The following is a 19,881-nucleotide window of genomic DNA, read 5'->3' on the forward strand; positions in this document are numbered from 1 at the left end:
ACCCACGACCCCGCCGATCCATCGACCCCGCCGACCCACGACCCCGATCCACGGAATCCCGCACACAGAGGACCGATATGACGCACCGCCATCCTCACCACCACCGCGCCCGGACGAGAACGGCCCTGTCCACCGGAGCCCTGCTCTCCGCCGGTGCCCTGCTGATCACCGTCTCCGGCTGCGCGCCCGGCTCCGGGTCCGGAAGCGGTACGGGAGCCTCCGGACGGGGCGGCACCCTGGTCATCGGCGCGACCGGAAAGCTGCCGAACACCGACACCGTGATCGGCGGCGCCGGGTTCGAGGGCAAGCGGCTGGTCAGCTTCCAGCTCTACGAGGGCCTCACCCGCTACGACCTGTCCACCACGGACGGGCCGCCGCCCGTCACCGGCGCGCTCGCCACCTCCTGGAAGGTCGCGGCCGACAGGAAGACCTGGACCTTCACCCTGCGCAAGGGCGTGACCTTCCAGGACGGCACACCGTTCGACGCCGACGCGGTCGTCTTCAACCTCGACCGCTATCTCGACAAGAAGAGCGAGTACTACACCGACGCCCTGGGCGCCGCGGCCGGCGAGTACGCGGGCGGGATCACCGCCTACCGCGAACTCGGCGCCGACCGGATCGAGTTGGTCACCAAGGAGCCCAACGGGCACTTCCCCGAGGACCTCGCCCATGTGCTGATCGCGAGCCCCACCGCGGTCCGGGCCACCGGTTCGGCCGACTTCTCCCGCCACCCCGTCGGAACCGGTCCCTTCGCCTTCAAGTCCCAGAAGCCGGGCGAGCAGATCGAACTCGTCGCCAACAAGACGTACTGGCGGGGCGCCCCCAAGCTCGACAAGCTGATCGTCAAGGCGCTGCCGGACGCCGCCGCCCGTACCGCCGCGCTGCGCTCGGGCTCCGTCAACTGGATCGAGTACCCCAACCCGGACGACATCGAGAGCCTGGAGGCCGACGGGGTGAAGGTGGTCACCAACAGCTACGACCACCTCTGGTACTGGATCCTCGACACGGCGAAGGGTCCCTGGAAGGACGTCAGGGTCCGGCAGGCGGCCAACTACGCCATCAACCGCGAGGCGATCGCGGAGAAACTGCTGCACGGCACCGCCGACCCTGCCTACCAGGCCGCCCCCCGGGCGACGCTCGCGTACGACAAGTCCGGCGACACCTACTCCTACGACCCGGCGAAGGCCGAGGGGCTGCTCGCGGAGGCCGGATACGCGGACGGGTTCCGCACCTCCGTGACCGTTCCCACCGGGGGATCGGGCAATCTGCTGCCGGTGCCGATCGCCGAGGCGCTGCAACGGGATCTGGCCGCCGTGGGCATCGAGGTGGAGCTGCGTACCACCGACTGGTCGACGCTGATCGGCGCGGAGGCGAAGGGCGAGGTGGCGCTCGGCTCCGACGCCATCGCCCAGTCCACCACGCTCTTCCAGTCCGAGGCGCTGCTCCCGCTGTTCATCGGCAGCGGGAGCCCGTTCTGGACCGGCCACTACAGCGATCCCGAGGTGGACGCGCTGCTCGCCTCGGCGGCAGGCTCACCCGATCAGGACAGGCGGCAGGCCGACTACCGGCGGGCCCTCGCCGAGGTGACCGAGGACGCGCCCTGGCTCTTCGTCGTCAATGACCGCAATCCGCGGGCACTCGCGCCCACCGTCCGCGGACTGGTGCAGCCGCAGTCCTGGTTCCTGGACCTCACCACGGTACGGGTCGGCAAGTAACCCCCGTACGGCACGGCAAGCGACCCCCGTACGGCATGAAAGGACGGCCGGTTCCATGACCGCCGAGCAGCCACTCCACCAGCAGTCACCCCACCACCATCCCGTTGTGGCCCCGCCGGCCAAATGGGGCATCACCCTGCCCCTGCCGGGACTGACCATCGACCGGCACCGCTTCCTGGTGGAGCGGCTGCCCGACCTCGGCTACACGGACGTGTGGAGCGCGGAGGGCGGCGGCACCGACGCGTTCACCCCGCTGGCGGCGACCGCCGCGTGGTCACCGTCCCTGCGGATCGCGACCGGGATCGTACCGGTGCACACCCGCGGGCCGGCCGTCCTCGCCCAGACCGCCGCGACCCTGGCCCAACTCGCCCCCGGGCGGCTGCTGCTGGGGCTCGGCGCCTCGGTGCCCGCCCATGTCACCGACATCAACGGCATCCCGTTCGACGAACCCTTCAAACGCACCCGGGACGTTCTGCGGTTCGTCACCCGGGCGCTGCGCGGGGAACACATCGCCGGGGACTTCGACACCTTCTCCATCACCGGCTACCGGCTGCCGCATCCGCCGGCGGAACCGGTCAAGGTGATCCTCGGCGCGCTCAGGCCCGGCATGCTGCGGCTGGGGTTCACCGAGGGTGACGGGGCCATCTCCAATCTGCTCTTCCCCGAGGACGTCCCGAAGGTGCTGGACGCGGTCGGACCGCAGCCGCCCGGCAAGGAACTGGTGGTGAAGGTGTTCGTGTGTCCAACCGAGGACACCGATTACGCGCACCGCGCCACCCGGCCGTTCCTCGCCTGGATCCTCAACCGGGAGCCGTACCGGAAGTTCCACGAATGGCTCGGCCACGGTGAGCTGCTTCGGGCATCGCACCAGGCCTGGGCGGCGGGAGACCCCGAGACGGCGCAGAAGGCGCTCCCGGACGAGGTGGTCGACGGGCTGTTCATCAGCGGCTCTCCTGAGGAGTGCCGTGAGCGCATCCTGCGCTACAGTCGGCCGGGTGTGACCACGATTCAGCTCTATGTGTCGCTGCCGCCCGAGGTGTTCGTGAGCAGGGCCAGGCTGCTGGACACGCTGGCCCGGCTCGGCCCGGTCGGCCGCTGAGCACCGGGCGCCTCGCGCCCTGGACGCTTCCGGCGAGATGGGGGAGGAATTCGTATGGAACTCGATCTGCGGGGCGGTGTAAGAGCCGCCCCGGTCCTTGGTGGTACTCCTCGTGAGAGACAGGCGCTGCGCTTCGCACCGGACCCGCCGGAGCGCGACGCCGACCCGGGCCATGTGGCGCGTGCCGCCCGGGAGAACGAGGAGGACGGACTCAACAGCGCCCTGGTGACCCAGTCGAGTTCCTGGCCGGATCCCTGGCTGGTGGCCGGCTGGGCGCTGGCGGCCACCAGCAGGTTACGGATAGCCGTGGCGCACCGGGCCGGTACGACGGCCCCCACCGCCGCGGCCCGCGCCCTCGCCACGCTGGACCGGCTCTCCGGCGGGCGGGCCTCGGCCCATGTGATCGTCGGATCCAGCGACGCGGATGTCGCCCGGGACGGCGACGGCCTGGCCAAGACGGAGCGCTACCGGCGGGCGGGGGAGTATCTGGAGCTGTTCTCCAGGACTTTGACGGAGCGTCAGCGCTTCGATTTCGAGGGCGAGTTCTACTCGGTGCGGGACGCGGGATCCGGTCTCTGGCCGCGACCGCGCGCCGAACTGCTCTCCTTCGGCGGCTCGTCACCCGAGGGCGTGGAACTCGCCGCGCGGTTCGCCGAGGTGTACGCGGTCGCCCCCGGCCCGCTGTCGGTGACCCGCAGACGGATCGCCGGGGCGAAGTCGGCGGCGGCGGCGCACGGCCGGTCCCTGCGGATCTGGCGTCACATCACACTGGTGCTGGCCGCGACGGACGAGGAGGCGGCGGAGCGGGCGCGGTCCATCGGCCGGGACGCCATCCGGCTGACGACGGGCCCGGACAGCGCCCGCTGGCAGCGGGCGGTCCAGTTGGACAGGGATCTGGAACGCGGCCGCTCGGATCCCCGCCGGGGAGCGGAGCAGGTGACCGCGTATGTCCGCCGCTCACTCGCCGCCGCGTTCATCGGTTCACCACAGAGCGTGGCGGAGCGTATCGGCTGGCTGCGGGCCGCCGGGGTGGACATCGTCCAGCTGGACATGGCCGTCGAGACGGACGAGGACCGCGATCTGCGACGGGACCTGGTGGCACGCCTGCGCAGTGAGTACACCCCGGCCCCGGCCCGCTCGGCCCCCTACTACCGTCGCGGCTGGTGACCCCGGCGCGGCACACGGGACACACCACCCGGGGCACGGCCGGTGCCCCCGCACGCGCGCACACACATGCACGCCTCCGCACGGCCCTCGCCGAGCGGGCGTATCTCTGACCGATGACCGACCGGTCACCGACCGGTCACCGACCGGTCACCGACCGATCACCGACCGTACGACCCCGCACGCGGGGCTGCCGGGCCCCCGGCCGACCGGGGGCCCGGCAGTACCCCTCTCGGCCCCGGCCACGGGCCCGCAGCGTCCTAGCCTGGAGGCATGAGCGACTTCTCCAGCGGTGCCGGTGCCGGGGGCAATACGGAACTGCGGGAGTTCCTGCGCTCCCGGCGGGCCAGGATCACCCCCGAGGAGGCCGGGCTCTCCCCGCAGCCCGGTACCCGCCGGGTGCCGGGGCTGCGCCGGGAGGAGGTCGCCCAGCTCGCCGGGGTGAGCGTCGACTACTACGTACGTCTGGAGCGCGGGCGTACGACGAACGTCTCCGAGAGCGTGCTCGACGCCGTCGCCCGCGCGCTGCGGCTGGACGACACGGAGCGCGGCCATCTCTACGCCGTGGCCAGGCCCACCCGCGCACGCCGCCGTCCGCTGCCGCCGCAGCGGGTACGGCCGGGGCTGTACCGGGTGCTGGAGACCGTCGGCGACGCCCCGGCGATGGTCCTCGGCCGCCGTATGGACGTCCTGGCCACCAACCGGCTGGCGCGGGCCCTGTTCACCGACTTCGACGCGCTGCCGCACCGGGAGCGGAACATGGTCCGCTACCTGTTCCTCGACGAGAGCGCCCGCGAGCTCTACCTCGACTGGGAGTCCTCGGCCAGGGGCTCCGTCGCGAGCCTGCACCTGTACGCCGGACGCCATCCCGACGATCCCCTCCTCGCCGAGCTGATCGGTGAACTCTCCCTCCGGGACCAGGACTTCCGCCGCTGGTGGGCCGACCATGACGTCCTGCGCCGTACCCATGGCACCAAGCGCTACCACCACCCCGTGGTCGGCGATCTCGATCTGGAGTACGAGGCCCTCACCCCCGCCGCCGACCCCGAGCAGACACTCGGCCTCCACACCGCGGAACCCGGCTCACCCTCCGAGCAGGCCCTCCGGCTGCTCGCGAGCTGGACGGCGCCCGAGGGGGACGTACAGCGGCGGGACGTACCGGAGAGGGACGGGCGGGAGCGGGACGTACCGGAGAGGGGCGGGCGGGAGCGGCCCCGCCCCTCCGCCGGCTGAGCGCCCTGTCCGGGAGGACCTACTGCGAGCCGGGAGGACCTACTGCGAGGCCGACAGCTCGCAGAGCGCCGAGCGGTTCGGCTGGTCGGTCTTGGTGATCAGGCTGGCGATGTGCTTCTCGACCGTGCGCGGCGAGATGTAGAGACGGGTGGCGATGGCCTTGTTGCTCAGCCGCTCCGCCAGGAGCTGGAAGACCTCGTACTCCCTGACCGTGACCCCCCGGGTACGCAGAGGGGCCGGGATCCGGCTGCTGCCGGCCCGGTGCTGACGGACCGGAGCGCCGATCTGGCGCAGCAGCGCGCGGCAGGCGCCCGCGACCGCCGGTATCGAGGCCTGCTGGAAGTGGTGCTCCGCCTCGCGCAGCCAGGCCTCCGGCTCGCCCCAGCCATCGGTGTGGGCCGCCTCCGCGACCAGGCGGAGCCCGAGGTGGAGCGCGTTGGGATGGGCGGCGGCGGTCTCCCGCGCCTCCTGGGCGGCCTCCGTCGCGGCCGAGGGTTCGCCCTCCCGGCCGAGGAGCACGGCGTCGGCGAGCAGGACGAAGTGACGGTTCCAGCGCATCTGCGCGGCCGAGGCGCGCGCCACCTCACGGAACCGCTCCCGGCCGGCCGTCCCGGCCAGTACGTCCAGCAGCAGCCCGACCCCATGGCGGCCGTCCAGATGGAAGGTGGTCGGATTCTCCGCCGTCAGGGTGCGTACCTCGGTCAACTCCCGGACGGCCCGCGGCCGGTCCTCCTCCAGCAGCGCGCAGAACACCCCGGCGAGACCGAGGAGCAGGGGTTCCTCCTGGGAGCCGGTGCCGCCCATACGCCGGAACTCGGCCACGGTCCGGTCCATCGCGGCGCGGTCGCCCTGGTGCGCGGCGAGCGCGGCTCTGGCCATCAGCACATAGCGGGCCACCGGCGTCAGCCTCAGCCGGGTCGCCATGGTCAGGCACTCCTCGCTCAGCTCCCGTGCCCCGGCGAACTCGCCGAGCAGCACACCGTTCAGGACGAGGATCCCGTCGATCGCGTAGACGACCGGGACGGCGCCGAGCCGCTGGGCCTCCTCCCTGGCCTCGGCCAGCGTCCTGGTGTCCCCCGCGGCCAGCCAGTGGATACCGCCGAGACGGGTGAGCGCGTACATCCGCTGGAGTGGCAGACCGTGCCGGTCGGCCGTCTCCAGCACCTGTTGCAGACAGGCCGAGGCCTCGCTCAGATCCCGCTCCCTGGCCAGTACGCCGAGCAGCTCCCAGGCCTGGCAGGCGACCAGGGGCAGATCGTGCCGCTCCGCCGCGTCGATCGCCCGGCTGACCAGTTTTCCCGCGCGCTGGATACGGTTCGGTCCCGGTGTGTCGAGGGTGAGATGCGCCGCCACCACATCGATCTGCGCGGCGTACACCTCGTCCGGCTCCGGGCCGAGGAGTGAACGGGCCCTGGCGATCTGGTCGTTGCCGTCGGCCCACCGGCCCGCCACATGCGCGACCTGGGCCAGCCGGGTGTGCAGGGCCGCGAGCCGGGCGGCGCCGAGTCCGCCGCCGACCAGTTCCCGCAGACTGTCCGCGAGGCTCAGCGCCCTCTCCACATCGCCGGTCTCGGCGAGGGCGGGCAGCAGTGCCTCCAGCGCCTCCGCGCGGGCCAGGGTGTCGGGGCCCGTGGCGAGCAGCCGCTCGGCCCGGTCGAGCAGCGCCACCGCGGAGCCGACCGCGCCGTCCGCCAGCGCGCGGCGCCCCGCCTCGGCGAAGAGCCGTCCGGCGCGCGGCGCGTCCCCGGCGTCCGAGCGCAGCGACGCGGCCAGCGGGCACCAGTCGCCCTCAAGACCGGGGTGCAGTGTCTCGACCGCGTCCGCCGCGCGCTCGCAGAGACCGGCCCGGCCGGTGGGTGTGAGCTGGGTCAGCAGGGCCTCCGCGGTCAGCGGATGGCGGAACGCGTACCAGTCGGGCGCGGGCTCGTCGGGTACGACCAACTGCGCGGCCACCCCGGCGTGGAGATGGCTGAGCAGGCTCCGGTCGTCGGTACCGGTCATCCGCTGGAGCACCGACAGCGGGAACCGCCGTCCCAGCACGGCCGCGGCGGACATCAGCATCCGCCCCTCGGTGCCCAGCCGGTCCGTACGGTGGATGACGCCCTGGACCAGGGCGCTCGGTACGGTACGGCGCAGATCGCCGGTCAGCCGCCAGTCCTCGCCGTCCCGTACCAGCGAGCCGTCGCCGATGATCCCCTGGAGCAGCTCCTCGGCGAGGAAGGGATTGCCGGCGCTGTCGCGCCAGACCAGCTCCAGCACATCGGCCGGTATCCGCTCGGGATCGGCGTCCAGGCACGAGGCGATCAGCCGGGTGACATCGGGTCTGGACAGCGGCGGCAGCCGGAGCAGGGTCCCCGTCCCGCGCCGCTCCGCGGAGTTCGCCAGCCCCAGCGCGTCGCTCGGTTCGGCCCTGACGGTCGCCAGCAGCACGACCGGCAACTGCTCCAGATTGTCGATCAGATACTCCACGACGGCGAGGGTCTCGGTGTCGGCGTCATGGAGATCCTCCAGGATCAGCACGCTGCCGCTGCCCCCGCCGACGGCCACGAGCAGCCGCAGCACCGCCTCGCCGAGCACGACCATCGAGCTCTGGTCCGGCTGGGTGTCGCCCCGCCAGTCCGGAATGAGCCGGCCGAGCACCGCCCGGTAGGGACCGAGCGCCGCCTTGTCCAGCGGCTCACCGGCCCGGGACAGCGGCATCAGCGCCTCGGTGAGCGGGCGGAGCGGCACCATCGGTCCGATGGTGCCGCTCCGCCCGCGCAGAACCCGCATGGTGGCCCCGAGGGCCGCGCCCGTCGCCTCGGCGACCAGCCGGGACTTCCCTATTCCTCCTTCACCGACGAGGAACAGGGCACGGCCGCGCCCTTGCCGGCTGCTGAGCAACGACTCCTCGATGAGCGTGAGTTCACTGTCACGACCTACGACTTCGGCTGCACGCGCATGCATGGGTAAGGATCGTAGCGGTCGGGCCGCTTCCGTAAGAGGGCGTCCTGGCGGGCGAAGGGGGCGTACTGGCGGGCGGATCCCGCCACGGGGCCTGTCAGCCGGGGCTGGAGACGCTGGTGTGGAAACCGCTCAGGGTGATCACGATGCCGCTGCCGAGGGTCAGTCCGGCCAGGACCCGGACCCGGGCGCAGGCCAGGTTCCTGCGGGCCAGGCTGATCGTGTCGGCCGGCTCCGGGGAGTGCTCGGGCGCTACGGAGCCGGCCTCGGCGGGGTGCCGGGTGTCCTGCGGTGACGTGGTCATGATGATGGATCCCTTCTGTGGCATGAGGACGGTGCGGGTGGTCACTGAGCCGTTCTGGTGGTGGGTCACACGGCCGGGGTGTCGTTGCCCGGCGTGACGGGGAGCGGGGACGGTGTGGGGCCGAGCAGCAGGACCGACGGCACGCGGTCGGCGAACCCCAGGCGGAGCAGGGCGTATCCGATGCCGGACAGCCCGGTGAGCAGACCGGGGGAGTGGACCCGGCCGGGAGTGCCGCACAGATGGCCGCCGTACTGGAAGGCGCCCACGGTGAGTCCCGCGCGGCGCGCCAGGGCCGTTCCGGCCTCCGGATGGCCCCGCGCGGCGAGCACGGCGAGCGGTTCGACCGTGCCGAGATCGCCGTGACAGAGGCTGTGGTCGGTGAGCGGCACCTGCGCGCCGAGCACGCGCACCGCCGCGTCGAGACGGGCCGAGGACCTCTCCTCGAAGGAGGCCGCCGCGAGGACCGTGCCCGAGAGCCCCGAGCACCAGCTCAGATCCTCCGGGACGTTCTCGGCGGCGTTCCGTTCGGCGGCGGCGAGCGCGGAGTCCAGCAGCCGCCGCCCCGCCTCGGCGTACGCCCGGCGGTCACCGTCACCGTCACCGTCGGCGGCGTAGCGCAGCAGGGACCAGCCGATCCCCGCGTCGCCGAAGGCGAATCCGGGTGTGCCGGTACCACGGCGCCCATGGTCCGTGTGCGAGAGCAGCAGCTCCGCGATCCGGTCCGCGTGGGCGGCGGCCTCGGGCGTCCCGCGTTCCTCGTGTACGGCGAGCAGGGCGGCCAGCGCACCCGCGAGACCGGTCGAGACATCGAGGGACACCTCGGCGCCGGGGGTGTCGTCGACCGACAGGGCGAGCGCGGCCACGGCGGTACGCAGAGTGGCGCCCGTTTCCCCGTTGCCCGTCTTCCGCTCGTCCGTTCCCCCGCCCTCGCCCTCGCCCTTGCCTTCGCCCCTGTCTTCGCTCCCGCCCTTGCTGTCGCTGTCGCTCTCGCCGAGCAGGGTGGTCAGCCGGGCGACGGCGTAACAGATTCCGCCGAGACCGTGGAACGCGCCCGGTCCCACCGTCCTGCTGAGTCCGGGGTCCGAGGCGAGCGCGGCGACCAGCGCGGACACCGGGGCGAGCGCCTTCCGCGCCAGGTCGGTGTAGCGGGACGAGCCGGTCAGCCGGCCGAGCTGGGCGAGGAACAGCGACACTCCGCAGTACCCCTGCGCCAGGCTCGCGCCCATCGGCAGTACGGCCCAGTGGGCGTCGTCGACCAGTTCCAGACCGATCCAGTTGGCCCGCCCCTGGTCCCGTCCCTGTTCCCGTGCCTGGTCCTGTCCCCGGTCCGGCCCTCCGTGTCCGGACCGGGGATCCGTGGGGCCCGGTCCGTGCACGGCACGGGCCACGATCTCGTCGGCGATCCCGGACGCGGCGGCGAGGAGTACCGACGGCTCCGGCACGGCGGCGGGTGTGGTCCTCGCCGGCGCCCCGGCCGGTCTGTGCCGGCTGCCCGACGACGGCCCCGCGGTGGCCAGCGAGGCGGAGATGATCCACTCCTGGTCGTGGCGGTCGACCTCGCCCATCGCCCCGATCTTCCCCAGGGCGGCGGCGATGCCCGAGGTGTCCAGCACACCGGAGATCCTGGTGCCCCGGGACGTCCACACCTCGGGACCCGTCGGCCGGTGGAAGAAGACGGGAATGTCCCCGCACCACAGATCGGCTATCTCGTCCTCGATCACCCGCTGTCCGGCCGGGTCGTCCGACGACTCCGCCCACAGCAGGGACAGCAGCGCGTCCCTGTCCAGCGCGTCGCGCAGGACGTCCGGGTGGAGCGACTCCTTCAGCAGTGTCGCGTAGAGCTGGGTCGGCCGTACGATCAGCCGGCCGGGCCCGGCGGCGCCCTCGCGTGTCAACGGCCCGTCCGGGGCGCGCAGTTCGTCCCGGTGGGCGACGATCGCGTCGTAGCCCGCGCGGAAGCCGCCGAGCAGAGCGGCTCCGTACTCGCCCGCCGCGACGTCCTTGCCCGCCAGCAGCGGCCGGTTGCGCCCACCGGTGAACGGGACGGGACGGCGCACCAGGCGCATCGTGTCCGTTCCCGCGCCCTCCCAGGCGATCTCCGCGTGCGGGCCGCTGTCGTCCGGCGCACCGCCCACGGCCGAGATGTCGACGGCGCCCAGCTCGCCGACCATGAGCTGGGGCAGCAGACAGGTCCGGTGCACCGAGGCGGCGAGCGCGGCCGAGGCCGGATCGGGTCCGGCGGTCGTCGGCTCGGCCAGGGTGGCGTGCAGCAGCGTCTCGACATCCACCAGCACCGGCTGGTCCCCGTGCGCCACCAGGTTGTCGTAGTGCAGATCGGAACCCTCGACCGCGTACACCAGGGCCAGGAGCGCGCCCTGGCGCCGGTAGAACCGGTGGATGTCCGCGACGGACGAGCAGGAGAGATGGCCGATGTACTGGAGCCAGCCGTAGCCGTCCCGCGCGAGCGTCGCGGCGGTCCGCAGGCCGAGCCCCGGCACCTTGCCGTTGAGCCACTCCACCATCCGGTCGAGGAAGGCGTACTGGTTGAGCGGGCGCGGCTTGTAGACCACGGTGGAGCCGTCCGCGAAGCGCAGGAGGGCCACCGACCGGCCACGCTCATGGGTGTCCCCGAGCCCCAGGTCCAGGGCCAGCAGCGGTCCGGGGTCGGATCCGTCGAGCAGCTCCGCGACGATCGTCGTACGGTCGGCGGCGAACCGGGTCAGCAGCTCCGCGACGGCGTCGGCGGCGAACTGGCAGGTCTGGGCGAGCAGCCGGGCGAGCACCGGATAGCCGGCGAAGAGCCGGGCCAGTCCCCGGGCGCCGCCCGTCCGCCGCAGGAAGTCGGCGAAGCGGTCCTCGGGGCGGGTGCCCGTCAGCAGTCCCGCCTTGCGCGCGGCGGCGAGTTCGGCGGCGAGCGTACGGGCGGCCCGGCGGGCGAGCTGCTGTCCGAGCCGGTCCGCGAACCCCTCCGTCAGCGCGGCGGTGTCGGCCACGGCGCGGTCCAGGGGGCCGCGCTTCCCGGTCATCGCGTGGACCGCCGCGTCGACCAGCGGACGGAAGAGCGGGACGAACACGTCGGAGCCCTCGGCGCGCGGTGTGTCCGTGTGCGGTGTGTCCGGCGCCGAGGCGAGGGCCTTCTCGATGAACAGTGCCCAGTCCGGCTCGTCCGCCCGTGCGCCCAGCCGCTCCGCCGATTCCCCCGCGAGGGCGGCGGCCAGGTCCGGGCCGATCCCCAGGACGCCCAGCCGTGTGCTCCAGCACGCCTGCTCCAGTTCCGACAGCGCGCGGTGCCCGTCCGTCAGGGCATGGTGCCCGTCCGTCCCGCCGGGTCCGGCGGGGACGGGAGCGTGCGGCAGGGCCAGCCGCTCGCGCAGCGTCAGGCCGTACGCCCACCAGCGGCGGGGGAGTCCCGGGGCGGCGGCGGAGAGGGGGGCGGAGGAGGTCACATCGGCAACCCTGACAGAACCGCACCCGGGCGGCATGGGGGCGGATCCCCTATATTCCGCGCCTCGGCTACCCACTCTTCGCCCCGCTTCCCCCACCCGCCGCGCCAGGCCCGGGAACGGGCCGCCCACCGGTCCGCGCGCGGGCGGCTCCCGTACCCCGGGGCCGTGTCCCGGCGCGTACGGACCGTCCCCCGGCCACACCGGGTGAGGTGCCGGTCGCGGCGCCTTTCCGGGGCCGTGTCCCGGCATTCCCGTGAATGCGGGGGACCGCCACCGATGTGACGGGCCGCCTCCCGCGCCGAAGCTACGTTTCGAGCCACCCACCGTACGGAGACGAGGAGTACCCCATGGGTGAACCGATGCCTGTCAGTGTGGTCGCACTGGACCCGGTGCTGGAGGCGGGCGCCAGGAGCGCCCTGCACAGCAGCCCGGATGTCGCCCTGGTGCTGTCGCGGGAAGCGGCCCAGGTGACCGTTCTGATGGTGGACCAGGTGGCCCACCAGACGATGGACATGGTCCGGGCCGTCCGGAGCGAGCCGCACCGGCCCGAAGTGGTGCTGGTGGCCACCGATCTCACCCCGGCCGAGGCCCTGCACGCCATCGCCGCGGGCGCCCGTGGACTGCTGCGCCGCCGCGAGGCGAGCGCCGACCGTCTGGTGCGTACCGTCCTCACCGCCGCCGGCGGCGACAGCACGGTGCCGCCCGATCTTCTCGACCGGCTGCTGGAGCAGAGCGCCGACGCGTCCGGCGGGAGACCCGCCCGTCCGCATATCGCGGGCTGGGGTCTCGACGACCGGGAACGCGCGGTGCTGCGGTTGGTCGCGGACGGCCGCGAGACGGGGGAGATCGCCAAGGAGCTGAGCTACTCGACCCGGACCGTGACGACGGTGATGCGGGACATCACCCAGCGGTTCCGGCTCCGCAACCGCGCCCACGCGGTGGCCTACGCGCTGCGGGCGGGTCTGCTGTGAGCGCCCCCACGGTGGCCCCCGCGCCGCTCGCCGCCGAACTGCGCCTGCTCCTGCGGGACATACCGGCCCCCGGCGTCCCGGTGCCCCTGCCGCCGCCGCTCCACCGGGACCGGCTCCGCGTCTATCTCTGCGCGCCGGGTCCCGCCCTGGGCGAACCGGTCGCCGCGGCACTGCGCCGGGCCGGGATCGAGCGCGCCACGGCGCCCTCCCCGGAGACGGTCCTGGTGGCCGCCGCGCGCACGGTCGACGAGGCGCTCGACGCGGGCCCGGCCCCGGACCGCCACGCGGCACACCGCCGTCTGCTGGTCGTCGCCGACACCTTCACGGCCGCCGGTGTGCTGCGTGGCGTACGGGCCGGGGCCGTGGCCATGCTCCAGTCGTCGGAGGCGACCCCGGCCCGGCTGGCGGCCGGGGTGCGCTCCGCGTACCACGGCGAGGGCCGGCTGCCGTCCGGCGTGCTGGTACGGCTGCTCAGCGGCGGTGGCGCCGAGCAGTACCCGCCCGAACCGGGGGATCCCGTCGTCGTACCGCCTCTGACGGTGCGTCAGACGAGGGTGCTCGCGCTGGTGGCGGAAGGACACGGCAACGCGGCCATCGCCCGGAGCCTCGCCTGCTCGCAGCACACGGTGAAGAACGTCATCTACGACCTGATGGCCCGGCTCCAGGTACGCACCAGGGCCCACGCGGTGGCGTACGGCGTCCGCACCGGTCTGATCTGAGCCGGTCCGCTCCGGCGGGCCGGCCGGCCGGGACCCGCGGACCGGCCGTCCGGGCGGTGCGTCCGATGGTGCGTCCGGCGGTGTGTCCGGGCGGTGCCTCTGGGGGCGCCTCCGGCGGTGCGTCAGGCGGTGCGTCCCGCGCGGCCGAGCGTGCCCGCTCCGCGCCCCCGGCGCACAGAGACATAAGCGCAGCAAGCCCGGCGGCGGACCGCTGCCACTCCTTCCCTGTTGCCGTGCCCGGCGCGGCAAGCAAGCTCTCGCTGTGCCACCACGGCCATGACGGACGTGGCAGACACCCCGACCCATGGAGGCAGCCGGTGGACCACGCTGACAGCCGCTCAGCCGACGGCACCCGGACCACGTCCCGGACCACATCGTTCTCGCAGCAGCGGCTGTGGTTCCTCGACCAGCTCCGGCCCGGCTCCGCGGACCATCTCCTCCCGCTGGCCCTGCGGCTCCGCGGCGAGCTGGACATCCCCGCCCTCACCGGCGCCTTCGCCGATGTCGTCCGCCGCCACGAGATACTGCGCACCCGCTATCTCCCCGCCGACGGGGAGCCCGTGCCCGAGGTCGTCGCCGGGACGGCGGTCCCGCTCGGCCGCGTCGATCTCACCGAGGTCCCCGACGAGGACCGGGAGGAGCGGCTCCGCTCGCTCGTCGAGGGTGAACTGCGCCGCCCGCTCGACCTGTCGACGGCGCCCGCGCTGCGGCTCACCCTGGCCCGCATGGCACCCGGCGACCATCTCCTCCTGGTGGTGGTGCACCACATCGCCTTCGACTTCACCTCCTGGGGCGTTCTCACCGGGGAACTCGCCGCGTACTACCGGGAGCGCACCTCCGGCGAGCCCGCCGCGCTGCCGGAACCTCCCTTCCAGTACGCCGACTTCGCGGCCCGCCAGCGCGAACTGCTCTCCGGACAGAGCCTGTCCGGCCGTACCGACTACTGGCGCGCCCGGCTCGACGGCCTCACGCCGCTGGAACTGCCCACCGACCGCCCCCGTCCCGAGGTCTGGCGGGGCGACGCCGGGATCACCCGGTTCCGGCTCCCCGCCGAACTGGTCAGCGCGGTCGACGCGTTCGCCCGGTCCCGGCGCGCCACCCGGTTCATGGTGCTGCTCGCGGCCTTCCAGGCGCTGCTCGGCCGGTACACGGGCCAGACCGATCTCGCCGTCGGCACCCCGGTCGCCGGCCGGGGCGCACCCGGACTCCAGGGGCTGATCGGGCTCTTCGTCAACACGGTGGTGCTCCGCACCGATCTGTCGGGACGCCCGACCTTCGGCGAGCTGGTGCGCCGGGTGCGGGACACCACGCTCGCGGACTTCTCGCACGCCGACGCCCCGTTCGAGCACATCGTCGCCGAACTCACCCCGGAACGCGATCTGTCCCGCAACCCCCTCTTCCAGGTCTCCTTCCTGCTCCTCGGGGGCGAGGCGGAGCGGCCCGAACTGCCCGGCCTGGAGACGGAGCTGGTCTCCACCCCCGCCGGCGGTACCCCCTTCGACCTGGTGCTGGATCTCATCGGAAGCCCCGAGGGACATCTCTCCGGACGGATGCAGTACGCCACCGCGCTCTTCGACGCCGACACGATGCGGCATCTCGCCGACGGCTACGAGGAGTTGCTGCGCGGTCTCCTCGCCGCCCCCGACGCGCCGCTGGCCGAGACCACCCGGAGCATCTCCCCGCTGCCCGCCAAGGAGCGGCGCCGGCTGCTCGCCCAGGGCGCGGGGGACGTACGGCCCGTACCGGAACTGACCATGGCGGGACTGTTCGAGCGCCAGGCCGCGGCCACGCCCGACGCGCCCGCCGTGCGCGCGGCGGACGCCCAGCTGACCTATGCCGCGCTCGACGCACGGGCCAACCGGCTCGCGCATCTGCTCAGGGAGCGGGGCGCCGGTCCCGGCACTCCCGTCGGTGTCCATCTCGCGCGGGGCGCCGGACTCGCCGTGGCGCTGCTCGCCGTCTTCAAGGCGGGCGCGGTGTACCAGCCGCTCGACCCCCTGCACCCGGACACGCGGCTGGCCCGGCTCATCGCCGACACCGGCGCCCCGCTGGTGATCACCGAGCGGGCGCTCGCCGGCCGGCTGGCCGGCACGGGCGTACGGACCGTACTGCTGGACGGGGACCGGGACCGTCAGGAGATCGACACCAAGCCTGCCACGCGCCCCGCCCGGCCGGCCCGGCCGCACGAGCAGGCGTACATCTTCCATACCTCGGGCTCCACCGGTACGCCCAAGGGCGTCATGATCGCGCACCGCGCGCTGACCAACTTCCTGCTGTCGCTGCCGCACCGGCTCGGTCTGAGGCCCGGGATGCCGGTCATGGCCGTGACCACCCTCTCCTTCGACCCGTCCCTGCTGGAGCTGTGCCTGCCGCTGATCACCGGCGCGCAGCTGGTGATGGCGGACCCGGAGCAGGCCAGGGACCCGCAGCGGCTGATCCGTCTGATGGACTCCGTATGCCCCGCCGTGCTCCAGGCCACCCCCGTCGTCCTGCGGATGCTGACCGACACCGGCTGGGCGCCGCCGCCCGCGCTGACCGTGCTCTCCGGCGGCGAGAAGATCCTTCCCGGCCTCGTCCGGTCACTCACCGCGCGCGGCGCCCGCGTCCGGGATCTGTACGGGCCGACGGAGACCACCGTATGGGCGACCATGGCGCGGCTGGGCCCCGGCGAACGGGTACGGGACTGGGCCCCCCTGGACAACTGCACCGTACGGCTCCTCGACGAGCGACTGGAGCCGGTACCGGCCGGCGGGACGGGTCAGATCCATATCGGTGGCGCGTCCGTCGGATGGGGCTATCACGACCGGCCGGAGCAGACGGCGGAGGTGTTCCTGCCCGACCCGCACGCCACCGGGCCCGGCGGCCGGCTCTACGCCACCGGGGACCTGGGGCGGCTGCGGCCCGACGGATCACTGGAGATCCTCGGCCGCGCCGACCACCAGGTGAAGATCCACGGCCACCGGATGGAACCCGGTGAGATCGAGGCCGCCCTGCTGTCCCTCACCGCGATCCGCGCGGCCGTCGTCCACCCGACCCCGGACGCCTCCGGCGAGCCGCGGCTCACCGCCTATCTGGTCACCCGCGACGGCCATCCGGCCCCCGGCCACGACGAGCTGCGCGAGCGGCTGCTGACGACCCTGCCCGACTACATGGTCCCGACGTCCTTCATGGTCCTCGACGAACTGCCCACCACCGTCACCGGAAAGATCGACCGCAAGGCGCTCCCCCTGCCTGACGCACCGTCACCCACGCTGCCTGACACGGAACTCGGGCATCTGCCGCCGCGCACCCCCGAGGAGAAGACCATCGCCGATGTCTGGCGGACGGTCCTCGGGACGCCGGAGGTCGGCGCCCACGACGACTTCTTCCGGCTCGGCGGGCACTCCCTGCTCGCCACCCGGGTCTCCGTACGGCTGCGGGGTGAGCTGGGTATCGACGTCCCCGTGCGGGCCCTGTTCGACCACACGACCGTCGCCGCCCTCGCCGCGGCCCTGGACGGCTACCCCCGGGTGCCGGCCGGCCGTACCGCGCCGGTGCTCACCGCCCGGCGCAGGGCGGGCCGCTGACCGACCCCACGACCCGCCGCCGGACACACCCTGGGGGCCGGCCGCACCATCCGAAGCCGAGAGGACCCACATGACGACCACCGTCCCCCTCCACCAGCCCCTCGACCACACCGACCGTCCCGTGTCCCCCGACATCTCCGTCTTCGAGGACCTGGAGTCGGAGGTCCGGCTGTACTGCCGCACCTTCCCCGTGGTCTTCTCGCGGGCCAAGGGAGCGGAACTGCACACCGAGGACGGCCGCACCTTCATCGACTTCTTCTGCGGCGCGGGCAGTCTGAACTACGGACACAACAACGACTTCATCAAGCGTCGGCTGACCGACTACCTCGCCTCCGACGGCATCATGCACGGCCTGGACATGCACACCGTCGCCAAGCGCGAGTTCCTGGCCCGCTTCGCCGAGCTCGTCCTGCGCCCGCGCGGTCTCGACTACAAGGTGCAGTTCGCGGGGCCCACCGGCACCGACGCCGTGGAGGCCGCGCTCAAACTGGCCCGCAAGGCGACCGGACGCACCGGACTCATCGCCTTCTCCGGCGCGTACCACGGTATGTCCCGGGGCTCCCTCGCGGTGACCGGCAGCCGCCGCGCCCGCCGGGCCGGCGGGGTCAGCGGCCAGGACGTGACCTTCGTACCGTACGAGGACGGGCCCCTCGGCCCGTTCGACTCCATCGGCTTCATCGAGCGGCTGCTCGCGGACCCGTCGTCCGGTACGGACCTGCCCGCCGCGGTGATCGTCGAGCCGACACAGATGGAGGGCGGCGTCTACCCGGCGAGCAGGGAGTGGCTGCGGCGGCTGCGCGCGCTCACCGAGCGCCACGGCATTCTGCTGATCCTGGACGAGATCCAGGCGGGCTGCGGGCGTACCGGCACGTTCTTCGGCTTCGAGGACGCCGGGATCGTCCCCGACATCGTGACCGTCTCCAAGTCCATCGGCGGCTACGGGCTTCCGCTCTCGCTGACCCTCTTCCGGCGCGAACTCGATGTGTGGGAGCCCGGTGAGCACACCGGTACGTTCCGCGGCAACCAGCTCGCCTTCGTCGCCGCGACCGCCGGCTGCGAGCTGTGGCAGCACGGCCCGTTCCAGGCGGGTGTGGCCCGCGCGGCGCGGCGCCTGGGCCGGTTCCGCGCCGAACTCACCGCGCTCGACCCGGCCTTGGCCGTACGCGGCCGGGGCATGGTCCTCGGGATCGACACCGGCGGCGCCGGGGGTCCCGAGCGGGCCCGCTCCGCGCAGCGGTACGCCTTCGAGCACGGCCTCATCGTCGAGCTGTGCGGACGCCATGACGAGGTCATCAAGGTCATGCCCCCGCTGACCATCGACGCCGACCGGCTCGACCTCGGTCTGGCGGTGCTGCACGAAGGGCTGCGCGTGCGGTGAGGCGGAACGGCGGTCTTACCCACCGCTGTACGCCACCCGCCGCGCCCCCGTCACGTACCGGCACCCGTCAGGTACCGAGACCCGTCACACATCGCGAACGCGCCAACCACCGCAGACCAGGGAGGACCCGATGAGTCACCCGACCCGCCGTCACATCATCTCCATCGACGATCTCAGCACCGAGGAGCTGGACCGTATCGTCCGGCGCGGTGTCCAGTACGCGGACGGGGAGCTGGAGGACGCGCGCCCGCTGCACGACGCCGTCGTCGGCGTCCTGTTCCGCAAGACCTCCACCCGTACCCGTACCGCCTTCTCGGCGGGCACCCTGCGGCTGGGCGGGCGGCTGATCACCTATGGCCCCGGCGACCTCCAGGAGAACACCGGGGAGAGCGTCGAGGACACCGCCGCCGTGCTGTCCAGGATGATCGACGTACTGGTCGCCCGTACCGCCGGGAGCGAGGCCGAGCTCCGCGCCTACGCCGACCAGCGCCGGATGGCCGTCGTGAACGCGATGAGCGCCGACGAGCACCCCACCCAGGCGCTCACCGATCTCACCACCCTCCTGGGCACGTTCGGCCGCGTCGAGGGCCTGCGGGTGCTCTACATCGGGGAGGGCAACAACACGGCGTCCGCGCTCACCCTGGCGCTCTCCCGCTACCGGGACACCGAGCTGTATCTGCGCACACCGCCCGGATACGGGGTGGCCGGACGCTATCTCGAACGCGCCGCCGTCAACGCCAAGACCACCGGCGCCCGGGTCGAGCAGCGGCACGACATGGACGGGCTGCCGCCCGCCGATGTCGTCTACACCACCCGCTGGCAGACCACCGGCACCGCCAAGCCCGACCCCGACTGGCGGCGCCTGTTCGCTCCCTTCCAGGTCGGCCCGGCCGTGATGGCCGCCAACCCCGACGCGCTGTTCATGCACGACCTGCCCGCCCACCGGGGCGAGGAGGTCACCGCGGAGGTCCTCGACGGACCCGCGAGCATCGCGTTCCGGCAGGCCGAGAACAAGTACCACAGCGCCCGCGCGGTCCTGGAGTGGTGCACGGCCGGCATTCCGGCCGGCTGATCCGCCACCACGTCCCGCGTCCGCCGTCCCGGATCGCCCGGCGCGATCCGACACACCACCGGTCACCGAGTCGCCGGTGTGCTCTCCGACGTTCTTACCTGGGAGGTAGTCCAGCCATGTCTGAAACCGTACTTCTGCCCGCGGGCGGGTGGCGGCTGTGGACGCATTTCTCGCTCCGTGGTCCGGGTTTTCCGGTGTCGGGGGTGTTGCGTCTGGCGCCGGTTGGGTTGGGTGTGGCGGCGGACAAGTTTGGTGTGGGGGAGGTGTTGTC

Annotated in this window: 12 protein-coding genes; 9 read left to right on the top strand and 3 right to left on the bottom strand. The window is 73.2% G+C overall.

Annotated elements, in window-relative coordinates; all coding sequences use genetic code 11:
• Nucleotides 1-77 precede the first annotated feature (77 nt).
• The 4 genes from ACWGDX_RS09195 to ACWGDX_RS09210 all read left to right on the top strand — a co-directional run bounded on the left by ACWGDX_RS09195 (nt 78) and on the right by ACWGDX_RS09210 (nt 5,211).
• Complete coding sequence (locus ACWGDX_RS09195; RefSeq protein WP_453623747.1) at nt 78-1,715, top strand: ABC transporter substrate-binding protein; 1,638 nt, start codon at nt 78-80, stop codon at nt 1,713-1,715.
• Nucleotides 1,716-1,770: 55 nt separating this feature from the next.
• Nucleotides 1,771-2,814 (top strand): LLM class F420-dependent oxidoreductase, encoded by a 1,044-nt coding sequence (locus ACWGDX_RS09200; RefSeq protein WP_453623748.1) that lies wholly within the window; start codon nt 1,771-1,773, stop codon nt 2,812-2,814.
• A 54-nt stretch (nt 2,815-2,868) separates the two neighbouring features.
• Complete coding sequence (locus tag ACWGDX_RS09205; protein ID WP_453623750.1) at nt 2,869-3,981, top strand: LLM class flavin-dependent oxidoreductase; 1,113 nt, start codon at nt 2,869-2,871, stop codon at nt 3,979-3,981.
• 270 nt (nt 3,982-4,251) lie between these two features.
• On the top strand, nt 4,252-5,211 hold the full coding sequence (locus tag ACWGDX_RS09210; RefSeq protein WP_453623752.1) for a helix-turn-helix transcriptional regulator: 960 nt from the start codon (nt 4,252-4,254) through the stop codon (nt 5,209-5,211).
• Between the two features lie 39 nt (nt 5,212-5,250).
• Here ACWGDX_RS09210 and ACWGDX_RS09215 read toward each other — a convergent pair whose 3' ends face one another.
• The 3 genes from ACWGDX_RS09215 to ACWGDX_RS09225 form a co-directional block, all read right to left on the bottom strand.
• Nucleotides 5,251-8,157 (bottom strand): AAA family ATPase, encoded by a 2,907-nt coding sequence (locus tag ACWGDX_RS09215; protein ID WP_453623754.1) that lies wholly within the window; start codon nt 8,155-8,157, stop codon nt 5,251-5,253.
• 94 nt (nt 8,158-8,251) lie between these two features.
• On the bottom strand, nt 8,252-8,458 hold the full coding sequence (locus tag ACWGDX_RS09220) for a hypothetical protein (protein ID WP_453623756.1): 207 nt from the start codon (nt 8,456-8,458) through the stop codon (nt 8,252-8,254).
• 65 nt (nt 8,459-8,523) lie between these two features.
• The gene (locus ACWGDX_RS09225; protein ID WP_453623758.1) at nt 8,524-11,904 is read right to left on the bottom strand and encodes a type 2 lanthipeptide synthetase LanM family protein; all 3,381 of its coding nucleotides are present in this window, start codon (nt 11,902-11,904) and stop codon (nt 8,524-8,526) included.
• 347 nt (nt 11,905-12,251) lie between these two features.
• Between ACWGDX_RS09225 and ACWGDX_RS09230 the strand changes: the two genes are divergently transcribed.
• The 5 genes from ACWGDX_RS09230 (at nt 12,252) to ACWGDX_RS09250 (ending at nt 19,610) form a co-directional block, all read left to right on the top strand.
• A complete protein-coding gene (locus ACWGDX_RS09230) occupies nt 12,252-12,875 on the top strand; it encodes a response regulator transcription factor (protein ID WP_363084094.1) in 624 nt (207 codons plus the stop codon).
• Complete coding sequence (locus ACWGDX_RS09235; RefSeq protein ID WP_453623760.1) at nt 12,872-13,594, top strand: helix-turn-helix transcriptional regulator; 723 nt, start codon at nt 12,872-12,874, stop codon at nt 13,592-13,594. The genes ACWGDX_RS09230 and ACWGDX_RS09235 overlap by 4 nt, the downstream gene beginning before the upstream one ends.
• Before the next feature lie 317 nt (nt 13,595-13,911).
• The gene (locus tag ACWGDX_RS09240; protein WP_453623762.1) at nt 13,912-17,160 is read left to right on the top strand and encodes a non-ribosomal peptide synthetase; all 3,249 of its coding nucleotides are present in this window, start codon (nt 13,912-13,914) and stop codon (nt 17,158-17,160) included.
• Nucleotides 17,161-17,230: 70 nt separating this feature from the next.
• Complete coding sequence (gene ectB / locus ACWGDX_RS09245) at nt 17,231-18,538, top strand: diaminobutyrate--2-oxoglutarate transaminase (RefSeq protein ID WP_453623763.1); 1,308 nt, start codon at nt 17,231-17,233, stop codon at nt 18,536-18,538.
• A 130-nt stretch (nt 18,539-18,668) separates the two neighbouring features.
• Entirely contained in the window at nt 18,669-19,610 is a 942-nt protein-coding gene (locus tag ACWGDX_RS09250; RefSeq protein ID WP_453623765.1) for an ornithine carbamoyltransferase, read from the top strand.
• The last annotated feature ends 271 nt before the right edge of the window (nt 19,611-19,881 follow it).

It is taken from the genome of Streptomyces sp. NPDC055025, from assembly GCF_053608565.1.